At 69.0% G+C, this 20,126-nt stretch carries 18 protein-coding genes; 6 read left to right on the top strand and 12 right to left on the bottom strand.

What is annotated here, in order from left to right; genetic code table 11:
- Positions 1-20 precede the first annotated feature (20 nt).
- The 8 genes from OG817_RS20160 to OG817_RS20195 all read right to left on the bottom strand — a co-directional run bounded on the left by OG817_RS20160 (position 21) and on the right by OG817_RS20195 (position 8,131).
- A complete protein-coding gene (locus OG817_RS20160) occupies positions 21-2,339 on the bottom strand; it encodes a glycosyl hydrolase family 95 catalytic domain-containing protein (protein WP_406056777.1) in 2,319 nt (772 codons plus the stop codon).
- A 184-nt stretch (positions 2,340-2,523) separates the two neighbouring features.
- Positions 2,524-3,246, bottom strand: a complete 723-nt coding sequence (locus OG817_RS20165) for an endonuclease/exonuclease/phosphatase family protein (RefSeq protein ID WP_406056779.1) — start codon at positions 3,244-3,246, stop codon at positions 2,524-2,526.
- A complete protein-coding gene (locus OG817_RS20170) occupies positions 3,243-4,376 on the bottom strand; it encodes an ROK family glucokinase (RefSeq protein WP_396389467.1) in 1,134 nt (377 codons plus the stop codon). Before OG817_RS20170 ends, OG817_RS20165 begins: the two co-directional genes overlap by 4 nt.
- Before the next feature lie 67 nt (positions 4,377-4,443).
- Positions 4,444-5,415 carry an ROK family glucokinase gene (locus OG817_RS20175; protein ID WP_406056782.1) on the bottom strand — a complete coding sequence of 324 codons (972 nt, stop codon included), beginning with the start codon at positions 5,413-5,415 and terminating at the stop codon, positions 4,444-4,446.
- Positions 5,406-5,813 carry a hypothetical protein gene (locus tag OG817_RS20180; protein WP_406056784.1) on the bottom strand — a complete coding sequence of 136 codons (408 nt, stop codon included), beginning with the start codon at positions 5,811-5,813 and terminating at the stop codon, positions 5,406-5,408. Before OG817_RS20180 ends, OG817_RS20175 begins: the two co-directional genes overlap by 10 nt.
- The gene (locus OG817_RS20185; protein WP_406056786.1) at positions 5,806-7,137 is read right to left on the bottom strand and encodes an ArsA family ATPase; all 1,332 of its coding nucleotides are present in this window, start codon (positions 7,135-7,137) and stop codon (positions 5,806-5,808) included. The genes OG817_RS20180 and OG817_RS20185 overlap by 8 nt, the downstream gene beginning before the upstream one ends.
- Before the next feature lie 4 nt (positions 7,138-7,141).
- Positions 7,142-7,582: an SRPBCC family protein gene (locus tag OG817_RS20190; RefSeq protein ID WP_396389463.1), complete on the bottom strand. Its 441-nt coding sequence runs from the start codon at positions 7,580-7,582 to the stop codon at positions 7,142-7,144.
- A gap of 78 nt (positions 7,583-7,660) precedes the next feature.
- Entirely contained in the window at positions 7,661-8,131 is a 471-nt protein-coding gene (locus OG817_RS20195) for a hypothetical protein (RefSeq protein WP_396389462.1), read from the bottom strand.
- Positions 8,132-8,237: 106 nt separating this feature from the next.
- Between OG817_RS20195 and OG817_RS20200 the strand changes: the two genes are divergently transcribed.
- From OG817_RS20200 to OG817_RS20220, 5 genes are all read left to right on the top strand, one after another.
- Positions 8,238-10,037 (top strand): AMP-dependent synthetase/ligase, encoded by a 1,800-nt coding sequence (locus OG817_RS20200; RefSeq protein ID WP_406056788.1) that lies wholly within the window; start codon positions 8,238-8,240, stop codon positions 10,035-10,037.
- A gap of 92 nt (positions 10,038-10,129) precedes the next feature.
- Positions 10,130-11,065, top strand: coding sequence for an ABC transporter ATP-binding protein (locus tag OG817_RS20205; protein WP_406056790.1), 936 nt, complete (start codon positions 10,130-10,132; stop codon positions 11,063-11,065).
- Entirely contained in the window at positions 11,062-11,847 is a 786-nt protein-coding gene (locus OG817_RS20210; protein ID WP_406056792.1) for an ABC transporter permease, read from the top strand. Before OG817_RS20205 ends, OG817_RS20210 begins: the two co-directional genes overlap by 4 nt.
- A gap of 12 nt (positions 11,848-11,859) precedes the next feature.
- Positions 11,860-13,089 carry a sensor histidine kinase gene (locus OG817_RS20215; RefSeq protein ID WP_406056794.1) on the top strand — a complete coding sequence of 410 codons (1,230 nt, stop codon included), beginning with the start codon at positions 11,860-11,862 and terminating at the stop codon, positions 13,087-13,089.
- Entirely contained in the window at positions 13,082-13,714 is a 633-nt protein-coding gene (locus OG817_RS20220; RefSeq protein ID WP_406056796.1) for a response regulator, read from the top strand. The genes OG817_RS20215 and OG817_RS20220 overlap by 8 nt, the downstream gene beginning before the upstream one ends.
- Positions 13,715-13,874: 160 nt before the next feature.
- Here the strand turns inward: OG817_RS20220 and OG817_RS20225 are convergent, their stop codons facing one another.
- Genes OG817_RS20225 through OG817_RS20240 form a run of 4 tightly spaced genes read right to left on the bottom strand, consistent with a single transcriptional unit; the run spans position 13,875 to position 18,302 of the window.
- On the bottom strand, positions 13,875-14,756 hold the full coding sequence (locus tag OG817_RS20225) for a carbohydrate ABC transporter permease (RefSeq protein WP_406056798.1): 882 nt from the start codon (positions 14,754-14,756) through the stop codon (positions 13,875-13,877).
- A complete protein-coding gene (locus OG817_RS20230; protein WP_406056800.1) occupies positions 14,753-15,799 on the bottom strand; it encodes a carbohydrate ABC transporter permease in 1,047 nt (348 codons plus the stop codon). Before OG817_RS20230 ends, OG817_RS20225 begins: the two co-directional genes overlap by 4 nt.
- Before the next feature lie 8 nt (positions 15,800-15,807).
- Complete coding sequence (locus tag OG817_RS20235; RefSeq protein WP_406056803.1) at positions 15,808-17,067, bottom strand: extracellular solute-binding protein; 1,260 nt, start codon at positions 17,065-17,067, stop codon at positions 15,808-15,810.
- Entirely contained in the window at positions 17,064-18,302 is a 1,239-nt protein-coding gene (locus tag OG817_RS20240) for a hypothetical protein (RefSeq protein ID WP_406056805.1), read from the bottom strand. Before OG817_RS20240 ends, OG817_RS20235 begins: the two co-directional genes overlap by 4 nt.
- A gap of 102 nt (positions 18,303-18,404) precedes the next feature.
- Between OG817_RS20240 and OG817_RS20245 the strand changes: the two genes are divergently transcribed.
- Positions 18,405-20,123: a glycoside hydrolase family 36 protein gene (locus tag OG817_RS20245; protein WP_406056807.1), complete on the top strand. Its 1,719-nt coding sequence runs from the start codon at positions 18,405-18,407 to the stop codon at positions 20,121-20,123.
- The last annotated feature ends 3 nt before the right edge of the window (positions 20,124-20,126 follow it).

The following is a 20,126-nucleotide window of genomic DNA, read 5'->3' on the forward strand; positions in this document are numbered from 1 at the left end:
AAAGTTCCGGATAGCGCCCGCTAGAGCACCAGTCGGTGGGCTTCGCCGGCGGTGAGGGTGACCGTAGTGCGGCTGTCGCCGTGGCGGATGGTGCGTTGCTGATCGCGGTCCGCGGTGAGGACGGCCTCGGAGCCGTCGGGTGACCACGTGATGTCGACGGTCACGCCGCCGCGGGCGCGCAGGCCGGTGACCTGGCCGGTCGGCCATTCAGTCGGCAGCGCCGGCAGGAGTTCGATCTCGTCGGTGTGGCTCTGGAGAAGCATCTCCGCGATGCCCGCGGTCGCGCCGAAGTTACCGTCGATCTGGAACGGCGGGTGGGCACACAGCAGGTTCGGGTACACGCCCGCGCCACTGCCGGCGTAGTCCGTCTCGGTGTCGTCGGCAGGCGTCAGGAATGCGCGCACGAAGCGGTGTGCCGCGGCCGCGTCGCGCAGCCGGGCTCTGAGGTTGATCTTCCAGGCCAGCGACCAACCGGTCGCCAGGTCGCCGCGAAGGTCGAGCGTACGAGCCGCGGCGGCCGCCAGCGCCGGAGTGCGGTCCGGCGTGATCAGGTCGCCGGGGTGTACGCCGATCAGATGCGACGTGTGCCGGTGGTGCGGATCATCCTCGGTCAGGTCGGCCGCCCACTCCTGTAGTTGCCCCCGGCTACCGATCGACGGCTCGGGGATCCGCTTGCGCGCCGCGGCGAACCGCTCGACCAACGGGTCGGTCAGCTCGAGGACGTCGGCGGTGATCACGCAGCGGTCGAACAGGTCGGCGATCAGGGCGAGGTCTATCGTCGCCGAGACAGTCACCGACGCCGGCTCGCCATCGGGCGCGACGTAGTCGTTCTCGGGTGACGTGGATGGCGACGTACCGAGACTGCCGTCGGGTAGCTCGATCAGCCAGTCGAGGCAGAACTCCGCCGCACCCCGAAGTACCGGCCAGGCGCGGCCGAGGAACTCACGGTCACCGGAGAACGCGTAGTGGTCCCACAGATGGCGGACCAGCCAGGTGCCGGCCATCGGCCAGTTGGACCACTTCGGGTTGCCGTCGACCGGGATCGTCCAGCACCACGCGTCGGCGTTGTGGTGCGCGACCCAACCACCGCAGCCGTACCGCTCCTGCGCCGTACGACGGCCTGCCTCGGCGAGGTGCTCGAGGTAGGTCAGCAGCGGTTCGTGGCACTCGGCGAGGTTGGTCGTCTCGGCGGGCCAGTAGTTCATCTCGGTGTTGATGTTGACCGTGTAGTTCGAGCTCCACGGCGGCTGGAGGATGTCGTTCCAGATGCCTTGCAGGTTGGTCGGAAGGCCACCGGGGCGGGAGCTCGCGATCATCAGGTAGCGGCCGTAGTTGAAGACCAGCGCGGCGAGCGCGGGGTCGTCCCCGTTCCGCAGCCGTACGTCGGTCGGCAGGTCGGCGGTGTCGTTGCCGGGCAGCTCGAGCGACGAGCGGCGGAAGAGTGCCTGGTGGTCCTGCAAGTGCTCCGCGTGGAGGTCGTCGTACCCGCGGGTGCGGGCTGTACGCACGGTCTCGTCGGCCTGGGCGAAGCAGTCCTCGGCCGATCGGGTCAGTGGCGTCGACGGGCCGTCGTACCCGGTGGCGGTCGACAGGACGAGGGTGACGTCGGTGGCGTTCTCGATCGTCAGGCCCGTGTCGTCGGCGCGGATCTCGCCGTCGGTCGTCGCCCGGAGCGAGATGGCCGCCGCCATACCGCGATCCGGGCCGTCGGAGTAGTGGACGGGGTCGGGTACGTCGCGGTGTGGCGGGGCGACGTTCGCCGGAGCCTGGAGGAGGAGGCCGATGCCGTCGTCCGTCCGATGAGCGCGGGATCGCAGCTGCGACGTGAGGCGGGCGGTAAGTCCGATCGGTTGCGATGCGGTCAGCCGGAGTACGAGGGCACCGGCCGGCTTGCTCACGAACACCTGCTGCCGGACCGCGAGACCTCCGACCTCATACTCCGCCGTGGCGGTTGCCGTATCGAGGTCGAGCTCTCTGCGGTACTGCGTGACCTCCCCGGCGGTCCTGTACTCGAGCAGCAGGTCGCCGAGGGGCAGGTAGGCCTGCGAGTGACCGGCTTGGAAGCCGTTCGCCAACCCCTCGGCGCGACGGATGTCGCCGGCCGCGAGTGCGTCCCGGACCGCCTGTACTGCTTGGGCCCCGGTGTCGCCGAGCGGCGTCGACAGCATCCGCTGGGTCTCGGGGCTCCCCGACCAGAGCGTCTCGTCGTTGAGGCCGATCCGGTCCGTGCTCACACCGCCGAAGCACATGGCCCCGATCCGCCCGTTGCCGAGCGGGAGTGCCTCCAGCCAAGTGCCTGCCGGGCGGTCGTAGGACAGGGAACTCACCGATGTGCGCATGAGCAGAGATCCTATGTCTATCGACCATTGTGTCGGCTACTCGATCGTCGTTCTGGACAGTTGCTTGCCGACGACGAAGCCGTTCTCGAAGGGCGCCGCGGCCGAAGCACGCGTGGCATCAGCCTCGGCGAGAACAGGGCTTGTGGCTCGTCGATCAGATTGAGCACACGCAAGAACGCGGCACTCACGGCGGACCGGTTCTTGGCGAACTGAGCTCGATCAGCATCGGGAGATGGTCCGAGGCGGCGGGGAGGTCGGGGCGGGCTGCCGTCGGGATGGGGACGATGCGGGCGGTGAGGGTGGGAGTTGCGTGGGCGCCGTCGATGCGCTTGTGCGGGTTGGAGGAGCTGTACGTCGGGCCGGCATCGGCGCCGAGGTCGGTGAGGCCTTCGGCGGCGAGGCGCTTCCAGACCTGGCCGTCGGGTTCTTCGTTGAGGTCGCCGGCGAGGAGGTACGGGAGATCGAAGGAGCGGCAACCGCGGAGGACCTGTTCGAGTTCGTGCCGGCGGCCGCGGATGTGCAGGCCGAGGTGGCAGACGATCAGGGCCAGGTCGGTAGAGCCCACGGTGACGCGGCCGCCGACGGCACCACCGGGAAGTTGGGTGGCGATCAGGTTCAGCCGGCGCCGTACGAACGGGCGCCAGATCCGCCAGTGCAGCGGCTCCACCAGATCGGTGCCATCGGCAACCAGGATCGCGTTCCGGGCCGACGCGGCGACGTATCGCATGCCGAAGCTCGCCGCCATTGCGCGCCGCTTCCGCCGGGTCCCCCACCAGGTCGGCGCCTCCTGCACGAGCATCACGCCCGGCGCACACGCCTTCACCACCCGCGCGAGCGCAGCCCGATCGTCACCCCACCGATGCACGTTGTACGACAACACCCGCAGCAGAGGCGGGCCTTCGCTCATGCTTCAGGGTCGCCGTTCAGGTCGGCGTGCTGGAGGTCAGGGTCGGCGCGCATGCCGGTACGCCGGGCGGCCGACTTGCGTGCTGCTCGTTCGAGCCGCGTGGAGCGACTCCGGGCGGCTGCGGTCTTCGCGGTCACGGCGGTCGTCTTCACACGGACCCGGCGCAACCAGGTCGCCTCTTCCCGCGCGAGATCGGCGGCACCGACCAGGCCGGCCTCCGGGCCGAGGACGGCACGCACGATCCGCGCCTCCGGCCGGAACCCGCGACCGGTCAGTGTCCGCTTGAACGCCTCGCGGGCCGGCGCCAGCAGCAGCTCCCCAGCGTCCGACACACCGCCACCGATCACGAACGTGCCCGGGTCCAGCGCGGCGGCCAGATTGGCGAGCCCGATCCCGAGCCAACGGCCGACGTCCTCGAGCAACTCGACCGCGACCGGGTCGCCGTCCTTGGCCAGCTCGGTCACCATCGGACCGTTGATCTTGCGCGGATCGCCGCCTGCCGCGCGCAGCAGATTGTGGGCGACCGGCGAACCCGACAGCGCCAGCTCCCGCGCCTCCCGGGTCAGCGCGTTGCCGGACGCGTACTGCTCCCAGCAGCCGCGGTTGCCGCACTCGCACCGATGCCCGCCCGGCACGACCTGCATGTGCCCGAACTCGCCCGCGATGCCGAACTTCCCGCGCTGCAGCGCACCGTCGTTCAGGATCGCGCCGCCGATGCCGGTGCCGAGCGTGACGCAGACCAGGTGGCTCTCACCCTGACCGCCGCCGAAGCGCCACTCCGACCAGGCCGCCGCGTTCGCGTCGTTCTCGACCACGACCGGCAGCCCGAGCCTGCGCTCGACCGCGTCCCGCAGCGGCTCGTGCCGCCAGGCAAGGTGCGGTGCGAACAGCACCGACGACCGTGTCCCGTCGACGAACCCGGCCGCGCCGATACCGACCGCGATCACGTCGTGCCGGGATTCCAGGTCGCGGACGATCTCCTCGATCGCGTCCTCGGTCTCCTTCGGATCCGTCGTCGGCGTGTCCCGCCGCAACCGGTCCAGAATGTTGGCCTCCGGGTCGACCACCCCGGCGGCGACCTTGGTCCCGCCGATGTCGATCCCGATCGTCAAAGCCTGCGTCAGAGCCACTGCACGACCCTCCTCGCCGTACCCCCAGCCCCCGCCGGATTACCTCCAGTATCCCGCGCGGTGCGGATCACCGGGTTTTCTCCGCGGGTGGGGCGGGGCGACGGGCCAGGTCGGCGGCGCCGATCAGGCCGGCGTCGTTGCCCAGTTCGGCGAGCCCGAACGACGGGTGCGGGCGGTTGGCCCTGGCCGGCAGGTTCCGCTCGAAGGCGACCTGGGCGGACTTCATCAACAGGTCCCTCGCCGCGCTCACGCCGCCGCCGATCACGATCGTGGTCGGGTCGAACATGGTCGCGAGGCTCGCCAGGCCCTCCCCCAGCCACCGGCCGAGATCCTCGAGCAGTTCGACGGCGCATGGGTCGCCGGCCGCGGCCGCCTCGGTGATCATCGGCCCGGTCAGCCCGGCCGGGTCCGAGATCCCGCACACGGTGAGCATCTGCATCGCCGCCAGCGAACCGGCCTCCGCCTGCGCCCGCCCCTCCCGGACGAGCGCACGCCCGGAGGCGTACTGCTCCAAGCACCCCCTCGCTCCACAGCCACACCGATGCCCACCCGGTACGACGCGCATGTGGCCGAGCTCGGCCGCTACCCCATAGGCACCGCGCAGCAACTCGCCTCCGATGACGACCCCGCCACCGATCCCGGTGCCGATGGTGAGACAGAGCATGTGCTCGACGTCCTTCGCGGCGCCGAAGGCGAACTCACCCCAGGCTGCCGCGTTCGCGTCGTTCTCGACCACGACCGGGATCTTCAGCTTCTCCGCGACCCGGGTACCGAGCGGCTCGTCCCGCCAGGCGAGGTTCGGCGCGAACAGCACCGTCGACCGGTCCGAGGACACGAACCCGGCCGCGCCGATCCCGACCGCCTCCACCTCGTGCGCGGCGATCAGCTCAGCGGCCGCGTCGCAGATCGCCGCCGCGGTGTCGTCGACCGAGTCCGCCGGGGTGTCGCGATTCGCGCGGGCACCGATCGTGCCGTCCGCGTCGACGACACCTGCCGCGATCTTCGTTCCGCCGACATCGATGCCGATGGTCAGTCCCATGGTTCGGGGTCCTCACTCACGTCGATCCGGTCCACTGTCGGCCGGCTCGGCTCGTCGTCCTGCTTGTCCTTCTGCTTGGCGGAGCGCGACGCCGCGTCCTCCTGGCCCTGCCGGGCTGCCGCGGCGGCTGCCTCCAGCAACGATCGCACCGAGCCGAGCGCGTGCGCGGCCGCGGCGGACAGCTGCTCGATCGTCTCCGGGCTGGTGTTCCGCACCTTGTGGATCAGCTGGCACACCGGGCACCACACGCAGTCCGGCCCAAGCTTGTGCTGGTGCTCTTCATCCGCCGCGGGTGTCTGTTCGGAATGCTTCGTCTCATCCACGTCGGCCGCATGCTGCAGTACGGCGAACAGTTTGGCCGCCTCCTCAGCGAGGCTGCCGATCGGCTCCTTACTCAACGGCCCTCCCGATCGCTGCCTCGCGCGCACGCTGCTGGGTCAACTGCTCGTGGTACTCCGCTGTCAGGCCCTGCGCCAGCTCCTGCGCGGACTCCAGCGGTCCACTCCCACTCGGTGCCTCGCCGGACGGCACCGGACGCGCCGACTCGCGCGGCGCGAACCGCACCTGCAGCCGTCCCTCGTCCAGTCGCGCACCCGCGACCACTCCACGCGCGAGCGCGGCCGGAAGCGGCAGCACCCGGCGGTACGACCCGACCGTGATGATCAGCTCGTCGCCGTGCCGGGCCAGCTCCAGCTCGTTCGCGGAGGCCAGCGGCAACGGCATGGTCAGCGTGTAGGTGCGGCCGTCCGTGTCGATGTGCCGGTCCACCCACAGCGACGTCTCGTCCGTGGCCCGGGCGAACGGGTCGTCCCCGCCGTACATCTCGACCGCGAAGGCGGCCAGCTCCTCGACGCCGACCGGCTCACAGACCCGGTACGGCGATTCCCAGATCGGCAACGGCCGGAACGAGTCAGCGACCTCCTCGAGGATCCCGCGCTGCGCCGCGACCCACTGACGCCGCCAGGTGTCCGCGCCCGCGGCCGGGAACACGCGGTTCGCCACCACACCGTCCACGCGGTAGCCGTACAGCGAGAGGCGGGTCAGCGAACGCCGCGCCTCGGCGACGACCACGGCCTCCGGCGTGAGCACGAGCCGCACCGACGCGTCCGGGCCGGCCAGCAACGTGCGGATGTCCGACAGGTCGCTCTGCAACCTGCGCAGTGCGTCGAAGACCGTGTCGTCCGGCACCGGGATGCCCGACGGACGACTCAGGAACGGCCGGAAGGTTCTCATCACCTTGCGCTCGGCGTTGAAGATGCGGCCCATGTACCAGTTGAGGGCCTCGGGCAACGCGAGCAGGCGGAGCGTCTCGGCGGTCGGCGCGCAGTCGACCACGATCACGTCCCAGCGCCCGGACCGGAAGTGGTCGCGCACCTCGAGCAGCGCGAGCACCTCCTCCGCGCCGGGCAGCACGGTCAGCTCCTCGGCCTCCATCGGGTCGACCCCGACCATGTTCAGCACCGAGCGCAGGTACGCCTGGATGTCGCCCCAGGACCGCTCGAACCGGCGCTGGGCGTCGATCTGCTGGACGAACAGCAGGTCGTCGACCTCGGTCGGCTCACCACCGACCTCGCAGTCGAACGCATCCGACAGCGAGTGCGCGGCATCGGTCGACAGCACCAGCGTGCGCAGCCCGCGCAGCGCGGCGAGCGTGGCCGTTCCCGCGGCGGAGGTCGTCTTGCCTACGCCGCCCTTACCCGTGTACAGCAGGACCCGAGTCACGGACTTACGACTCGACGCGCTTCTTGAGGCCCTTCAGGGCGGTGTCGATGATGACCTTCTCGGCCTTGCGCTTCAGCATGCCGATCATCGGGATCGCCACGTCGACGGCGAGCCGGTACGTCACCTCGGTTCCCTCCTGGCCGTCCGGACCCAGGTCGCGCAGCACATAGGCGCCGTCCATCCCCTTCACCATCTTGGCCTGCACCAGCGTCCAGGTCACCTCGTTGCGGGACCACGTGTACGCCAGCGTGTACTCGTCCGAGATCGCCCCGGCGTCGACCCGGAAGCGTACCTGCTTCGGCCGGCCCGCCTCGTCGGTGGACAGCACCTCGGTCTCCCGCATCGAGTCGGCCCATTCCGGGTACGCCGCGAAGTCCGCGATCACCGCCATGATCTGCTTCGGGGACGCGTTCACCACGATGGTCGAGGTGGTCTGTTCCGCCATTGATACACCTCTTAACTGCCAGGGCTGGTGGTGCGGGAGCTGATGGTCACTGCGGGAACCGAAAGTGCGGTGGTGATGCTAGTTGCCAGGGCTGGTGGTGCGGGAACCGGTGGGACGAGTGGTACGAGGACGGCCGGGTGCGGTGTCCTCACCGGAGACTATCGCGGGATCGGATCCGGGACGGTGCTCGCCCGCCGCGCGGCCTGCCTCGGCTTCGTCCTTGAACCGCCACATCCGCTCCCGGTACGCCGCGACGTACCGCTCGCGTAGCCTGGCCAGGGCCCGGCCGCGGACCGGCCGGCGCGGATCGACACGCAGGTACCAATGCACCACGACCCCATCGCGGACCGGCTCCAGCCACCACTCCGCCGTACCGACGGCCGCGCCGGTCACTGACCAGCGCACGCCCTCGAGGCCGCGCCGCTCGGAGGGGGTCAGGATCAGCTCCGGCCACCACTCGCGCCAGAGGGTGTCCGAACCGAGCCGCTCGGCCACGTAGGCTGGATCAGCAACGACCAGGTCGTCGCAACTGAGGTCGAGCGTGGACATTGCTGCGGGCACCTGTTCCTTGGGTCACATGAACCTGGCTACTTATGGGTAGGTGACTGTAGCGTGCGCCGGAGTCGACAATTCGTGACCGACTGAGGAGACGCGGATGCGTGAGTACACCGTTCCTGCTGTGACCGAGCCACCCACCGGGAGCCTGAGCGACCCCGTCTGGGCGAACGCGTCCTCCCATCCTGACACCGCTGTGTTCAGCCGGCGGGTCGGTTCGGACTCAGGGGGCGGCTGGCTCGACGTCTCCGCGGCCGAGTTCGCCCGCGAGGTGACCGGCGTCGCGAAGGGCCTGATCGCGGCCGGAGTGAAGCACGGCGACAGGGTCGCCCTGCTCAGCGCGACCCGGTACGAGTGGACCCTGATCGACTACGCGATCTGGACCATCGGCGCGGTCACGGTGCCGATCTACGAGACGTCTTCGGCGTCGCAGGTGCAGTGGATCCTGACCGACTCCGACGCGGTCGTCGCGATCGCCGAGAACGCCGCTCACGGTGCGGTGGTCGAGTCCGCCCGGCCGGAGGCGCCACACCTGCAGGAGGTCTGGCAGATCGAGGCCGGTGCCGTCGACGAGCTGACCGTGCTCGGCCAGGAGATCACCGACACCGAGTTCGACAAGCGCCGTACGGCGGTCGTGCCGAGCGACCTCGCCACGCTCATCTACACCTCCGGTACGACGGGCCGCCCGAAGGGCTGCAAGATCAGCCACTCGAACTTCCTGGACGAGCTCGGCCCGGCGGTGAAGATCCTCGACGGCCTGTTCGACGTCAACGGCGCGAGCACGCTGCTGTTCTTGCCGTTGGCCCACGTGTTCGCCCGGATCATCCAGGTCGGCTGCGTGATGAAGATGGTCAAGGTCGGCCATACCGCCGACGTGAAGAACCTGGTCCCCGACCTCGGCGAGTTCAAGCCGACGTTCATCCTCAGCGTGCCGCGGGTGTTCGAGAAGGTGTTCAACTCGGCCAGCCAGAAGGCGCACTCGGAGGGCAAGGGCAAGATCTTCGACGCCGCGGCGGACACCGCGATCGCCTACTCGCAGGCGCAGGACAAGGGCGGCGCGTCGTTCGGGCTGAAGGCCAAGCACGCGTTGTTCGACCGGCTCGTCTACAGCAAGCTGCGCAGCGTTCTCGGCGGCCAGGTCCAGTACGCCGTCTCCGGCGGCGCGCCACTGGGTCACCGGCTCGGCCATTTCTTCCGCGGCATCGGCGTACCGGTGCTGGAGGGCTACGGCCTGACCGAGACGACGGCGGCGGTGGCGGTCAACCTGCCCGACGACATCCGCATCGGTACCGTCGGCCGGCCGCTGCCCGGTGTCTCGGTCGGAGTCGCGGACGACGGCGAGCTGCTGTTCAAGGGTGGCCAGGTGATGCAGGGCTACTGGAAGAACGACGAGGCGACCGCCGCCGCGATCGACGGGGACGGCTGGTTCCACACCGGCGACCTGGGTGAGTTCGACGTCGACGGCTTCATCAAGATCACCGGCCGGAAGAAGGAGATCCTGGTCACCGCGGGCGGCAAGAACGTCGCGCCGACCGTGCTGGAGGACCAGATCCGGCTGCACCCGCTGGTCAGTCAGTGCATGGTCGTCGGCGACGGCAAGCCCTTCATCGCGGCGCTGATCACGATCGACCCGGAGACGATCGTGCCGTGGGCGACCGAGCGCGGGAAGCCCACCGACGTCGCGTCGCTGACCGCCGACGATGACCTGATCGCCGAGATCCAGAAGGCTGTCGACGAGGCCAACGGCTCGGTCTCCAAGGCCGAGGAGATCAAGAAGTTCCACATCCTCCAGACCGACTGGACGCAGGAGAGCGGCGAGCTGTCGCTCAAGCTCTCGCTCCGCCGCCACATCGTGATGAAGAACCACGAGGCCGACGTCGAGGCCCTCTACACCAAGTAGGCGGCGTACGGCCGGCATCAGCCGATCGGTTGATGCCGGGTCGATCTTGATGGGCGATGTGGGGTGGGTGGGCCGTCCGCGAGGCTCGTCGTATGACCACGGCGAGTACGAGAACGGCGGCCCGTGGGGCTGTCGTCGAAGTCAGTAACCTGCGCAAGTCCTACGGCGACCGGACCGTCGTCGACGGTGTGTCGTTCACCGTCGAGGAGGGCGAGATCTTCGGGATCCTCGGCCCGAACGGTGCCGGGAAGACGACCACGGTCGAGTCCATCGAGGGCCTGCGGGTCCCCGACGCGGGCCGGATCCGGGTGGCCGGGCTCGACCCGGTCGCCGATCACGCGGCGGTGACCCAGGTCCTCGGCGCCCAGCTCCAGGAGAGCGAGCTGCAGGCCAAGCTGACGGTGCGCGAGGCCCTCGAGCTGTACGCCGCCTTGTACCCGAACCCGGCCGACTGGCGGCCGCTGGCCGAACGCCTCGGCCTGACCGCTCACCTGACGACCCGGTTCGGCGTCCTCAGCGGCGGCCAGAAGCAGCGGCTGTTCATCGCGCTCGCACTGATCGGCAACCCCAGGGTGGTCGTCCTCGACGAGCTGACGACCGGCCTCGACCCGCGTGCCCGCCGCGACACCTGGGAGATCGTCGAGGACGTCCGCGCGCGAGGCGTCACCGTCCTGCTCGTCACGCACTTCATGGAGGAAGCGCAGCGGTTGTGTGACCGGATCGCCCTGATCGACAAGGGCCGCATCACCGCGCTCGACACACCGCGCGGCCTGATCAGCCGGACGGCCGGATCGACCGTCATCTCGTTCACACCGTCGGCACCGCTCGACGAGGAGGAACTCGCCGCACTCCCGGCACTGGCCTCGGTCGAGTACAAGGACGACCGGATCACGCTCGGCGGGACCGACGACACCGTCACCGCGGTGCTCTCGCTCCTGGCCCGGCACCGCATCACCGCGCACCAGCTCAGAGTCACCGACGCCACGCTGGACGACGCCTTCCTCGACCTGACCGGAGCCGCACAATGAGCACCGCCGCCACCGTTCCGACCGCGACTCCTCGCGGCACGACCTCTCCCTTCGCCGCCGTCCTGCGCACCGAGGCTCGGCTGTTCCGGCGCGAGCCCGGCATCCTCTTCTGGACCCTGGGCTTCCCACCCGTGCTGCTGGTGATCCTCGGCAGCATCCCGTCGTTCCGGAAGGTCGACGCCGGCCTCGGCGGTCTTCGGCTGATCGACCTGTACGTGCCGATCCTCGTGCTGGTCGCGCTGATCGTGACCGGCCTGCAGACGATGCCGCCGGTCATCACCGGCTATCGCGAGCGCGGCATCCTGCGCCGGATGTCGGCGACGCCGGTCCGCCCGTCCGCCCTGCTGATCGCCCAGATGGGCCTGAACGGTGCCACGGCGCTGGTGTCGGCGCTGGTCTGCCTCACGATCGGCCGGCTGGCCTTCGACGTGAAGCTTCCACAGCAGGCGTTCGGGTATGCGCTGGCACTGTTGCTCACCGCCGCCGTCGCGCTGGCCATCGGTGCGCTGGTGACCGCGTTGGCCGGTACGGCGAAGGTCGCGAGCGCGATCGGCTCGGCGGTGTTCTTCCCGAGCATGTTCTGCGCAGGTGTCTGGCTGCCTGTGCAGAACATGCCGAATGTCCTGCGGCACATCGTCGAGGCGACCCCCTTCGGAGCGGCGGCCCGTGCGCTGGGCCAGGCCGCGGCCGGAGACTGGCCGGCGTGGTCGCACCTCGGCGTACTCGCTGCCTGGGCGATCGTGCTCTCGGCGGCCGCCATCCGCTGGTTCCGCTGGGAGTAGGAGACTGACAGGGTGACGACAGCGGAAGCGGACATCGATCGGCGGCAGCAGGTGTTCCGGCGGTGGCAGCCGCTCGGTCTGCTCGTCCTCGGAGCCCTCCTGTCGGCCGCCACGGTCGAGCTCATCATGCCGACCGCGGCCCGGCAGACCACGGCCGCGGCTCTCGTCGTCGCGGCCGTGGCCCTCCAGCTCTGGTGGGGCGACCGCACCCGCCGCGGTCCGAGCCGGCTATCGGTCGTGTACTACGCGATCCGCTACGCGATCGGCTTCGCGCTCACCCTGATGAATCCCTTCTTCGCCTTCTACGCCGTGGCGGGGTACTTCGATGCCGAGGAACTGATTCCCGGACGACGCTGGAGACGAGTCGCGCTGTTCGCCTGCTCGATCCCGGTGGCGGGGGCGCAGACCAGTGGGATCCCTGTCGACGGCGGGATGAGGTGGATCGTCTTCGCGGTCCTCCTCGCGGGCAACAACGTGATGCTGACGCTCGTCATCCACTTCAGCGAGCAGGAAGAACAACGGTCCCGGGGCCGGGCGGCCACCATCGTCGAGCTCCAGCAGGCCCGCGACGAGAACGCCGCCCTGCAGGCTCAACTCCTCGTCCAGGCAAGGGAAGCGGGTATCGCCGACGAACGCCGGCGGCTGGCGGCGGAGATCCACGACACGATCGCCCAGGGCCTGACCGGCATCATCGCCCAGCTCCAGGCTGTCGCGACCACGTCCGACCGGGCGGCCGCGCGGGAGCACGTGGTCCGCGCGACCGAGCTGGCCCGGCACAGCCTGGGCGAAGCCCGCCGCTCGGTCCACAACCTCGCGCCCGCGGGTCTGTCGTACGACGGACTTCCCGAGGCGCTGCACAAGACAGTCGACCAGTGGGCAGACCGGACCGGCGTACGCACGGAGTTCACGCTCACGGGTACTGCGCAGCACCTGCACGGGGAGGTCTCGGCCACTCTCCTGCGCATCACTCAGGAAGCCTTGGCGAACGTGTCCAAGCACGCGGCCGCGACCCGGGTCGGGGTCACCCTCAGCTTCATGGACGACGAGGTCACGTTGGACATCCGCGACGACGGCAAGGGGTTCGAACCGCTGGCACTGCCCGCCCGCAGCAGCACCGGCGGCTTCGGTCTGGAGGGCATGCGCGCCCGGGCCGCGCGGATCGCCGGCTCGCTCACCGTCGAGGCCGAGCCGGGCTCCGGTACGGCGGTGTCGGCTCGCGTACCGTTGGTGCTCCATGAGTGAGATCTCGCTGCTTCTCGTCGACGACCATCCGGTCGTCCGCAACGGCCTGCGCGGCATGTTCGAGTCGGTGCCCGGCTTCACCGTGCTCGCGGAGGCGTCCAACGGCGTGGAGGCGGTCGCGCTGGCCGCCGACCTCGACCCCGACGTGATCCTGATGGACCTGCGTATGCCGGGAGGTGGCGGGCTGGACGCCATCAGGGAACTGACTCGCAGCGGCGCCCGCGCGAAGGTCCTGGTCCTCACCACCTGGGACACCGATACCGACACCGTGCCCGCGATCGAGGCCGGAGCGACGGGCTACCTGCTCAAGGACGCCCCACGGGACGAGTTGTTCACGGCCGTGCGCGAAGTGGCGGCCGGACGGACGGTCCTCTCCCCTGCCGTCGCATCCCGTCTGGTCTCGGCCGTCCGCACCCCGGCGCCGAGTCCGCTGGCTCCCCGCGAACGCCAGGTCCTCGCACTCGTTGCCATGGGCACCTCGAACCGCGAGATAGCCCGCGAGCTGTTCATCAGCGAGGCCACTGTCAAGACGCATCTCAGCCACCTCTTCACCAAGCTCGGCGTCAACGACCGCGCAGCAGCAGTGGCGAAGGGCTACGAACAAGGCATCCTGGGCCGGGACTGATCAGGCCTGGGCACCTTGCGAACGGAACAGTTCGCAAGGTGTCCAGGATCTTGCCTCAGTTACAGATGGTGTAGCTGCGCTGACTCGGAACCGGCCAGCCACCGGGGGGCGGCGCTTGCCCCTTGCCCAGTTAGGGGAAGTGGGCAGGTCTGTCCATCAGTCAGCGGCCGCCCGTGAACGTGATTCCGTTGGTGATGTGCTTCTGCGCGACGAAAAACAGCACCAGACAAGGCATTGTGATCAGCACCGACGTTGCCATCAGCAACGGGGTGTCCGTGCCGTTGACGGACTGGAAGCCGGCCAGCGCGAGCGGGAGCGTCTTCCACTTGTCGGAGTTGATGTAGATGGCCGGGCCGAGGAAGTTGTTCCAGTAGCCCATGAACAGCAGGATCGAGACCGCCACGACAGCCGGGCGGGCCAGCGGCAGATAGACCAGCCAGAACGTCTTGAACCACCCGCAGCCGTCCACCACCGCGGCGTCGGCGAGCTCCGACGGCATCCGGGCGAAGAACTGCCGGAACAGGAAGATGTAGAACGGCGACCCGAAGAACGCCGGCAGGATCAGCGGATAGAGCGTGTCGATCATGCCGAGGTTGTTGAAGAGCATGAACTGCGGCACCATCGTCACCTCCCCCGGCAGCAGCATCGTCGCCAGGACGACGGCGAACACGACGCCCGAGAACCGCACCCGCAACCGCGCGAACGCGAAGCCCGCGAGCGAACATGAGAAGACCGTGCCGATGATCGGGATCAGCGTGGTCAGCACCGAGTTGAGGGCGTACCGCCAGAATGGGAACGACGTGATCGCCCGCGTGTAGTTGTCCCAGAGGAACTCGTGCGGCCACACACTCGCGCCGGAACTTCCCACCCCGGCCTGCGATCGCAGCGACGTCGCGAGCATCCACAGGAACGGGTACACGAACACCAGTGACCCGAGGGCCAGGACGACGTACAGGACGACGGTGAGCGAGATGTTGCGCCGCCAGAACGGGCGGTCGGTGCGGAACGCCACCGCCGGCCGTGACTCCGCCAGGACAGTCATCGCCTTCTCCTCTTCCAGCCGCCGGACTGCTCGGACTCGTAGTACACGGCGAACGCGCTCCCCCTGGCCGTCACCGCGGTCAGCGCCAGGATGATGACGAAGAGGATCCAGGCCAGCGCGGACGCGTAGCCCATCCGGAAGTTCTGGAACGCGTTGTCGTACAGGTAGTAGACGAAGAACAGCAGCGAGTCCTTCGGGCCGCCGTTCGCGATGAAGCCCTGGGTGAAGATCTGCAGCGCGCCGATGATCCCGGTCAATGCGTTGAACAGGATGATCGGCGACATCTGCGGCAGCGTCACGTGCCAGAACAGCCGCGCCGGACCGGCGCCGTCCAGCGCCGCCGCCTCGTAGAGGTTCGACGGCACGTCCTTCAGCCCGGCCAGGTAGATCACCATCGCGCCGCCGACCGTCCACAGGCTCATCAGGATCACCGTCGGCAACGCCCAGGACGCATCGTTGAACCAGCCGGGCCCGGTGATCCCGAACCTCCCCAATACGTCGTTCGCCAGGCCGTACTGCGGGTTGAACACCCACAGGAACAGCACCATCTGCGCCACGCCGGACACCAGACTGGGCAGGTACCAGACGGTCCGGAAGAACCGCATCCCGGGCAACTCGGCGTTCAGCAGCATCGCCACCAGAAACGCCAGCGCCGTCTGCAGCGGCACGCTGATCAATCCGTACAGCAGCGTCACCTTCAGTGCCTGCCCGACCCGCGGATCCTGGAGCGCCTCGCTGTAGTTGGCCAGACCGACGAACTTCGGCGGCGTGATCAGGTCCCACGAGGTCAGGCTGACGTAGATCGAGGACGCCATCGGGCCGACCGTGAAGATGGCGAAGCCGATCAGCCACGGCGAGACGAACAGCCAGAACGCGATCGTCTTGTCGGCCCGCGGCCACTTCCGCTTCGCCCCGTACGCCGCCAGCCCGATGACGGCGTACAGGGCGATCAGCAGGAGCAGGAACGGGACCAGCGGCACGAGTACTGCGGGGACGCCCAGGGACGCCGCGAGTTCGCGGATCCAGCCGATGGTCGGGTTCATGGACTACCTCACTGCTGCTTCAGCGCGTCGGTGCACTTGGCGGCGAGCTGCGGGAGCACCTTGGCGACGTCGTCCTTGCCGCTGCCGAGCGGGGTGTAGCTGGTCATCCCCTTGTCCGCGTCGCCGGAGATCTGCGCCTCGCGAGCGACCGAGACGCCGACGAGGCCGTTCTTCAGCGCGGTGGTGAACGCGGCCAGGTTGCGGTCGGCCGGCAGCACCTTCTCCAACGTCGGCGCCGAGGCGGCGATGATCGGTACGCCGAGGGCCGTGTTGCCCTGGATCAGCTGGTCCTGGGCAACCTGCTGGGTGCTGGCGAACTCGACGAACTTCTTCGCCGTCTCGAGTTGCTTGCCGGTCGCCTTCTTGCTGATCGCGAGCCCGTCGACCTCCATCGGGAATCCCTTGCCGGGAACCGGGACCAGCGTCCACGCGGGCTTGCTGATCTTGGCGAAGTCCGCGACCGTCCACGGCCCGAAGTCGCTGAAGGTGGCCAGCCGGCCGGCTGCGAACCACTGCGCCTGGTCCTGCCCCTCGATGTCCAGCGAGGTCGGCGCGTACCGCTCCTTCTGCATGTCGACGACGTACTGCGCGGTCCTCACGCCGGTCTCGTCGCCGAAGGTGCACTGGCTCGCGTCGGCGTTGTAGTAGCCGCCGCCGGCTGCGGTCAGCCAGCCGCGGTACCAGAGATTGCTCGACCCGAAGACGCGAGCCTTGCCGTCACCGTGCGAGAGCTTGGCCGCGATCGTCTTGAACTCGTCCAGCGTCAGCGGAGTCGTTGTGCTGGGCAACGGTACGCCGGCGGCCTTGAACGCGTCGACGTTGATCGCCATCACCTTGGGCTTGGCCGCGAACGGCGTCGCGTAGTACTTGCCCTGGAACTGCAGCGCCGAGGAGATGTTCGGCTGCACGTACTTGCCCGGGTCGACCTGCTGCTCGGCGAAGCTGGGCGCGAACCCGGCCAGGCTGGTGTTGCTGATCTCCATCACGGTCGACTGGGTGCCGCCGGCGATCGAGGTCTGGATCTTCTGCTCGTAGTCGGACTGGATCCAGTTCGTGGTCACCTTCGTGCCCTGGTTGGCCTGCTCGAACTTGGCCGCGATCGCCTTCAGCGACGCGGCTTCGGAGTTCGTGCCCCAGAACGAGAAGGTGATGTCGGCGGAGCCGCCGTCGTCCTTGGAGTTGTTGGCGGCGGGCTGGCTGCCGGTGGCGCACCCTGCGGCCAGCAGGAGTGCCGTCGCAACGGGCAGCAAACGATAGGGAAGCTTCATGAGGGGTCCTTCGTCGGTGTGCTGACCCGGGCGGTCCGACCGGGCTCGATCGTGCGGGGACCGGTGCGGCCGACCGTCACCGTGAGCGGCCCCGGTCCGCTGTGCACGGTGACTTGGGTCGTACGCCGGCCTTCTTGGTGAATGCGGAGATCCCAGTCGCCGACCCGGACGTGATCGGCGATCAGCCAGTCGATCTCGGCCGGCAGGTGGGACTCGATCGTCAGGGCCGCGTTCGGCGCGTCCGGGCGCAGCCCGAGCAGTCCGGCGACCAGGTGTTCGATGACGGTGAAGGAGATCTCCGGATAGTCGTCCCGGCTGTCGATCAGGTGCTTCGTCCAGCGCCAGGCCGACTCGTCGCGACCGTTCCGGAACAGCAGCTCGGGCAGGTAGCTGAACGACTCGATGTTCAGCGGCGGGTGGGTCTCCAGCTGGGCTTCCACATAGTCCAGGAGCCGCTCGTTGCGTTCACCGGTCCCACTCAGCCCGAACAGTGGGACCAGATCGTGCGACTCCAGTCCCCAGCCGTAGTCGAACCCGTCCTTGGTCCGCCCACGCGCGAACTGTTCCCCGTTCCACCAGTCGTCGAGGAACGTCGCCTGGATCCGGTCGGCCTCGGCATGGTGCCCGAGTTTGCGGAGTACGGCGTACTGGAGCGCCAGGCCGTCGCCCGCGACGATGAGCGGCGCCTCCCGCTCGTTGTAGGTGGCGGTGCCGAGGAAGATGTCCCCGGTCCCGCCCGCCTCGGGGATGCCGTCGCCGTCGCTGTCGTGTGCCGCGACGAATTCGCCGATGCTGTGCCGGTAGTACGCCGCCAGGTCGGGATCGTCGAGCCATCGGCGGTCGCCGGTCCAGTCGTACTGTTCCAGCGCCCGGTAGGTCAGATCGAACACCGCGGGGATCTCCCGGACGAAGTGCTCGTCGTGGTGGTAGTCGAGTGCGGCGATGCGCCCGTCGAAGTGGAACGCCCAGATCGGGAACCACTTCCGGGCCGGTGTCGCCGAGGCGGCGAACTGCCGGAACATCGCGAAGTTCTCCGCGTCCAGGCCGAGCAGGTGCGCGCCGGCCGCCTGGTGGCAGACGTCGCGCGAGTAGAACATCGGCCGGGACGGATAACCGGCCCAGTACGACGGCAGATTGCCCGGCGCGGCGTCGGTCTGGACCCAGTCCAGGGCCCGCTTCCGGGCCCAGGCGAAGGCGTCCTCGACGTAGCTGTTGCCGGAGGTCAGAGCCAGCACGGCCACTCCTCGGAACATCGGATATTAGCGCTAAAACTAGAGAGGTGGACCAATTCCGTCAATACCTTCTGAGGTCTTGGTTTTACCGCTATAGTCCACGGCGTGACGACTTTCGAGATCCGCTCTCCCGGCGGCCTGTGCCAGACCGGCACAGCGAGCGGCGCGGCGTCGATGACCGAGCTGCCGACGACCGAGCCGGGCGTACTGCGGTACGAGGTGGTGGCGGCCGGTCCGGTCACCCTGCGCTTCGCCTGGCCGGCCGAGTCGGCGGTGTCACTGTGGCGGGCGACGCAATCGTCGCGGCGAGAGCTGCCGACCGACTGGGGCTCTCGTCGTGAGATCCGGTCGGTCCGCTCCGCGCCGGTCGGCACCCTGGTCGACGCGCAGGACCGGAACCTGCTGACCGTGTCGCTGTCGTCGCACGTCCGCGGCTGCGACTTCGCCATCGGGGTTCATGAGGAGACCGCCGAGCAACTGGTCGAGTTGATCGTCGACGACGTCGAAGGCCAGAGCTTCGTCCTGCGGATCGACGTCCGCGACCTGCACTTCGCCGAGGCGCTCGACGGTGTCACCGCCGACTGGACCGCCGAGCTCGGCGACCGGATCGTGCCGGTGCCTGAGCTGGCCCGGCAGCCAATGTACTCGACCTGGTACAGCGACCATCAGCACGTGTCCGCCGAGTCGGTCGAGCGTCACGCCCGCGACGGCGCGGCGTACGGCTGTGCGGCAGTGATCGTAGACGACGGCTGGCAGACGGACGACACCGCGCGCGGCTACGCGTACTGCGGTGACTGGGAGCCGACCAGCCGGACATTCCCCGACATGTCCGAGCATGTACGACGCGTGCACGATCTCGGACTGAGCTACGTGCTCTGGCTCGCGCCGCCGCTGATCGGTGTGCACTCCAAGGCGTGGGACCGCTTGAAGGACCGCACCCTCGGGTTCGCCGACGGACAGGTCACCGCGGTGCTGGACCCGCGCTACACCGAGGTGCGCGAGCACCTGGTCGAGTGCTGCATCCGGCCGGTGCGTGACTGGGGAGTCGACGGCCTGAAGCTCGACTTCATCGACTCGTGGGCCTGGGACAATCCTCCCCCGGCGCCTGACGGCGACTGCACGTCCGTCGACGAGGGCGTGGAGCTGTTCCTGCAGGCGGTCACCACTGAGCTGAAGCGGTTGCGGCCGGACGTGCTGATCGAGTTCCGGCAGGACTACGTGAACCCACGGCTGTGGCAGTTCGGCACGTTCCTGCGGGCCGGCGACTGCGCGATGGACCCGGTGGAGAACCGGGTTCGCACCATCGACAGCCGACTGCTGGCCGGCGGTCGCGCGGTCCACTCGGACATGCTGATGTGGCATCCCGACGCGTCGGCGGAGACCGTGGCCCAGCAGTTCATCGGCGCGATGTTCAGTACGCCGCAGGTGTCGATGGAGCTCGACGCATTGTCCGCCGAGCACGAGCGGGTCGTGCGGTACTGGCTCGGGTTCCTCCGCGATCACGCCGACGTCCTGCTGGACGGCGTACTGGTTCCGTCGCGGCCGGACGCGCGGTATCCGCAGGTGCGGGCTGTCGGCTCGACGACCGTGGTGGCCGCTTTCACCAATCCTGTGGTGCGATTGGCCGACTCGGATCTGTCGGTGGTGCTGGTGAACGGCGGCAGCTCGGGCCGGCTCATCGTCGAGGGTGCCGGGCCTGGACCGGTCGACCTCGTAGTGTCGGACTGCTCGGGCACGGAGGTGTTTCGCAGTACGACGACACCGCCGGAGCTGTGGGCGATCGACGTACCAGTGGCTGGGGTGGCCAGGATCGTGCGGAACTGACTG

The sequence above is a fragment of the Kribbella sp. NBC_00889 genome (assembly GCF_045207705.1).
Classification (GTDB): domain Bacteria; phylum Actinomycetota; class Actinomycetes; order Propionibacteriales; family Kribbellaceae; genus Kribbella.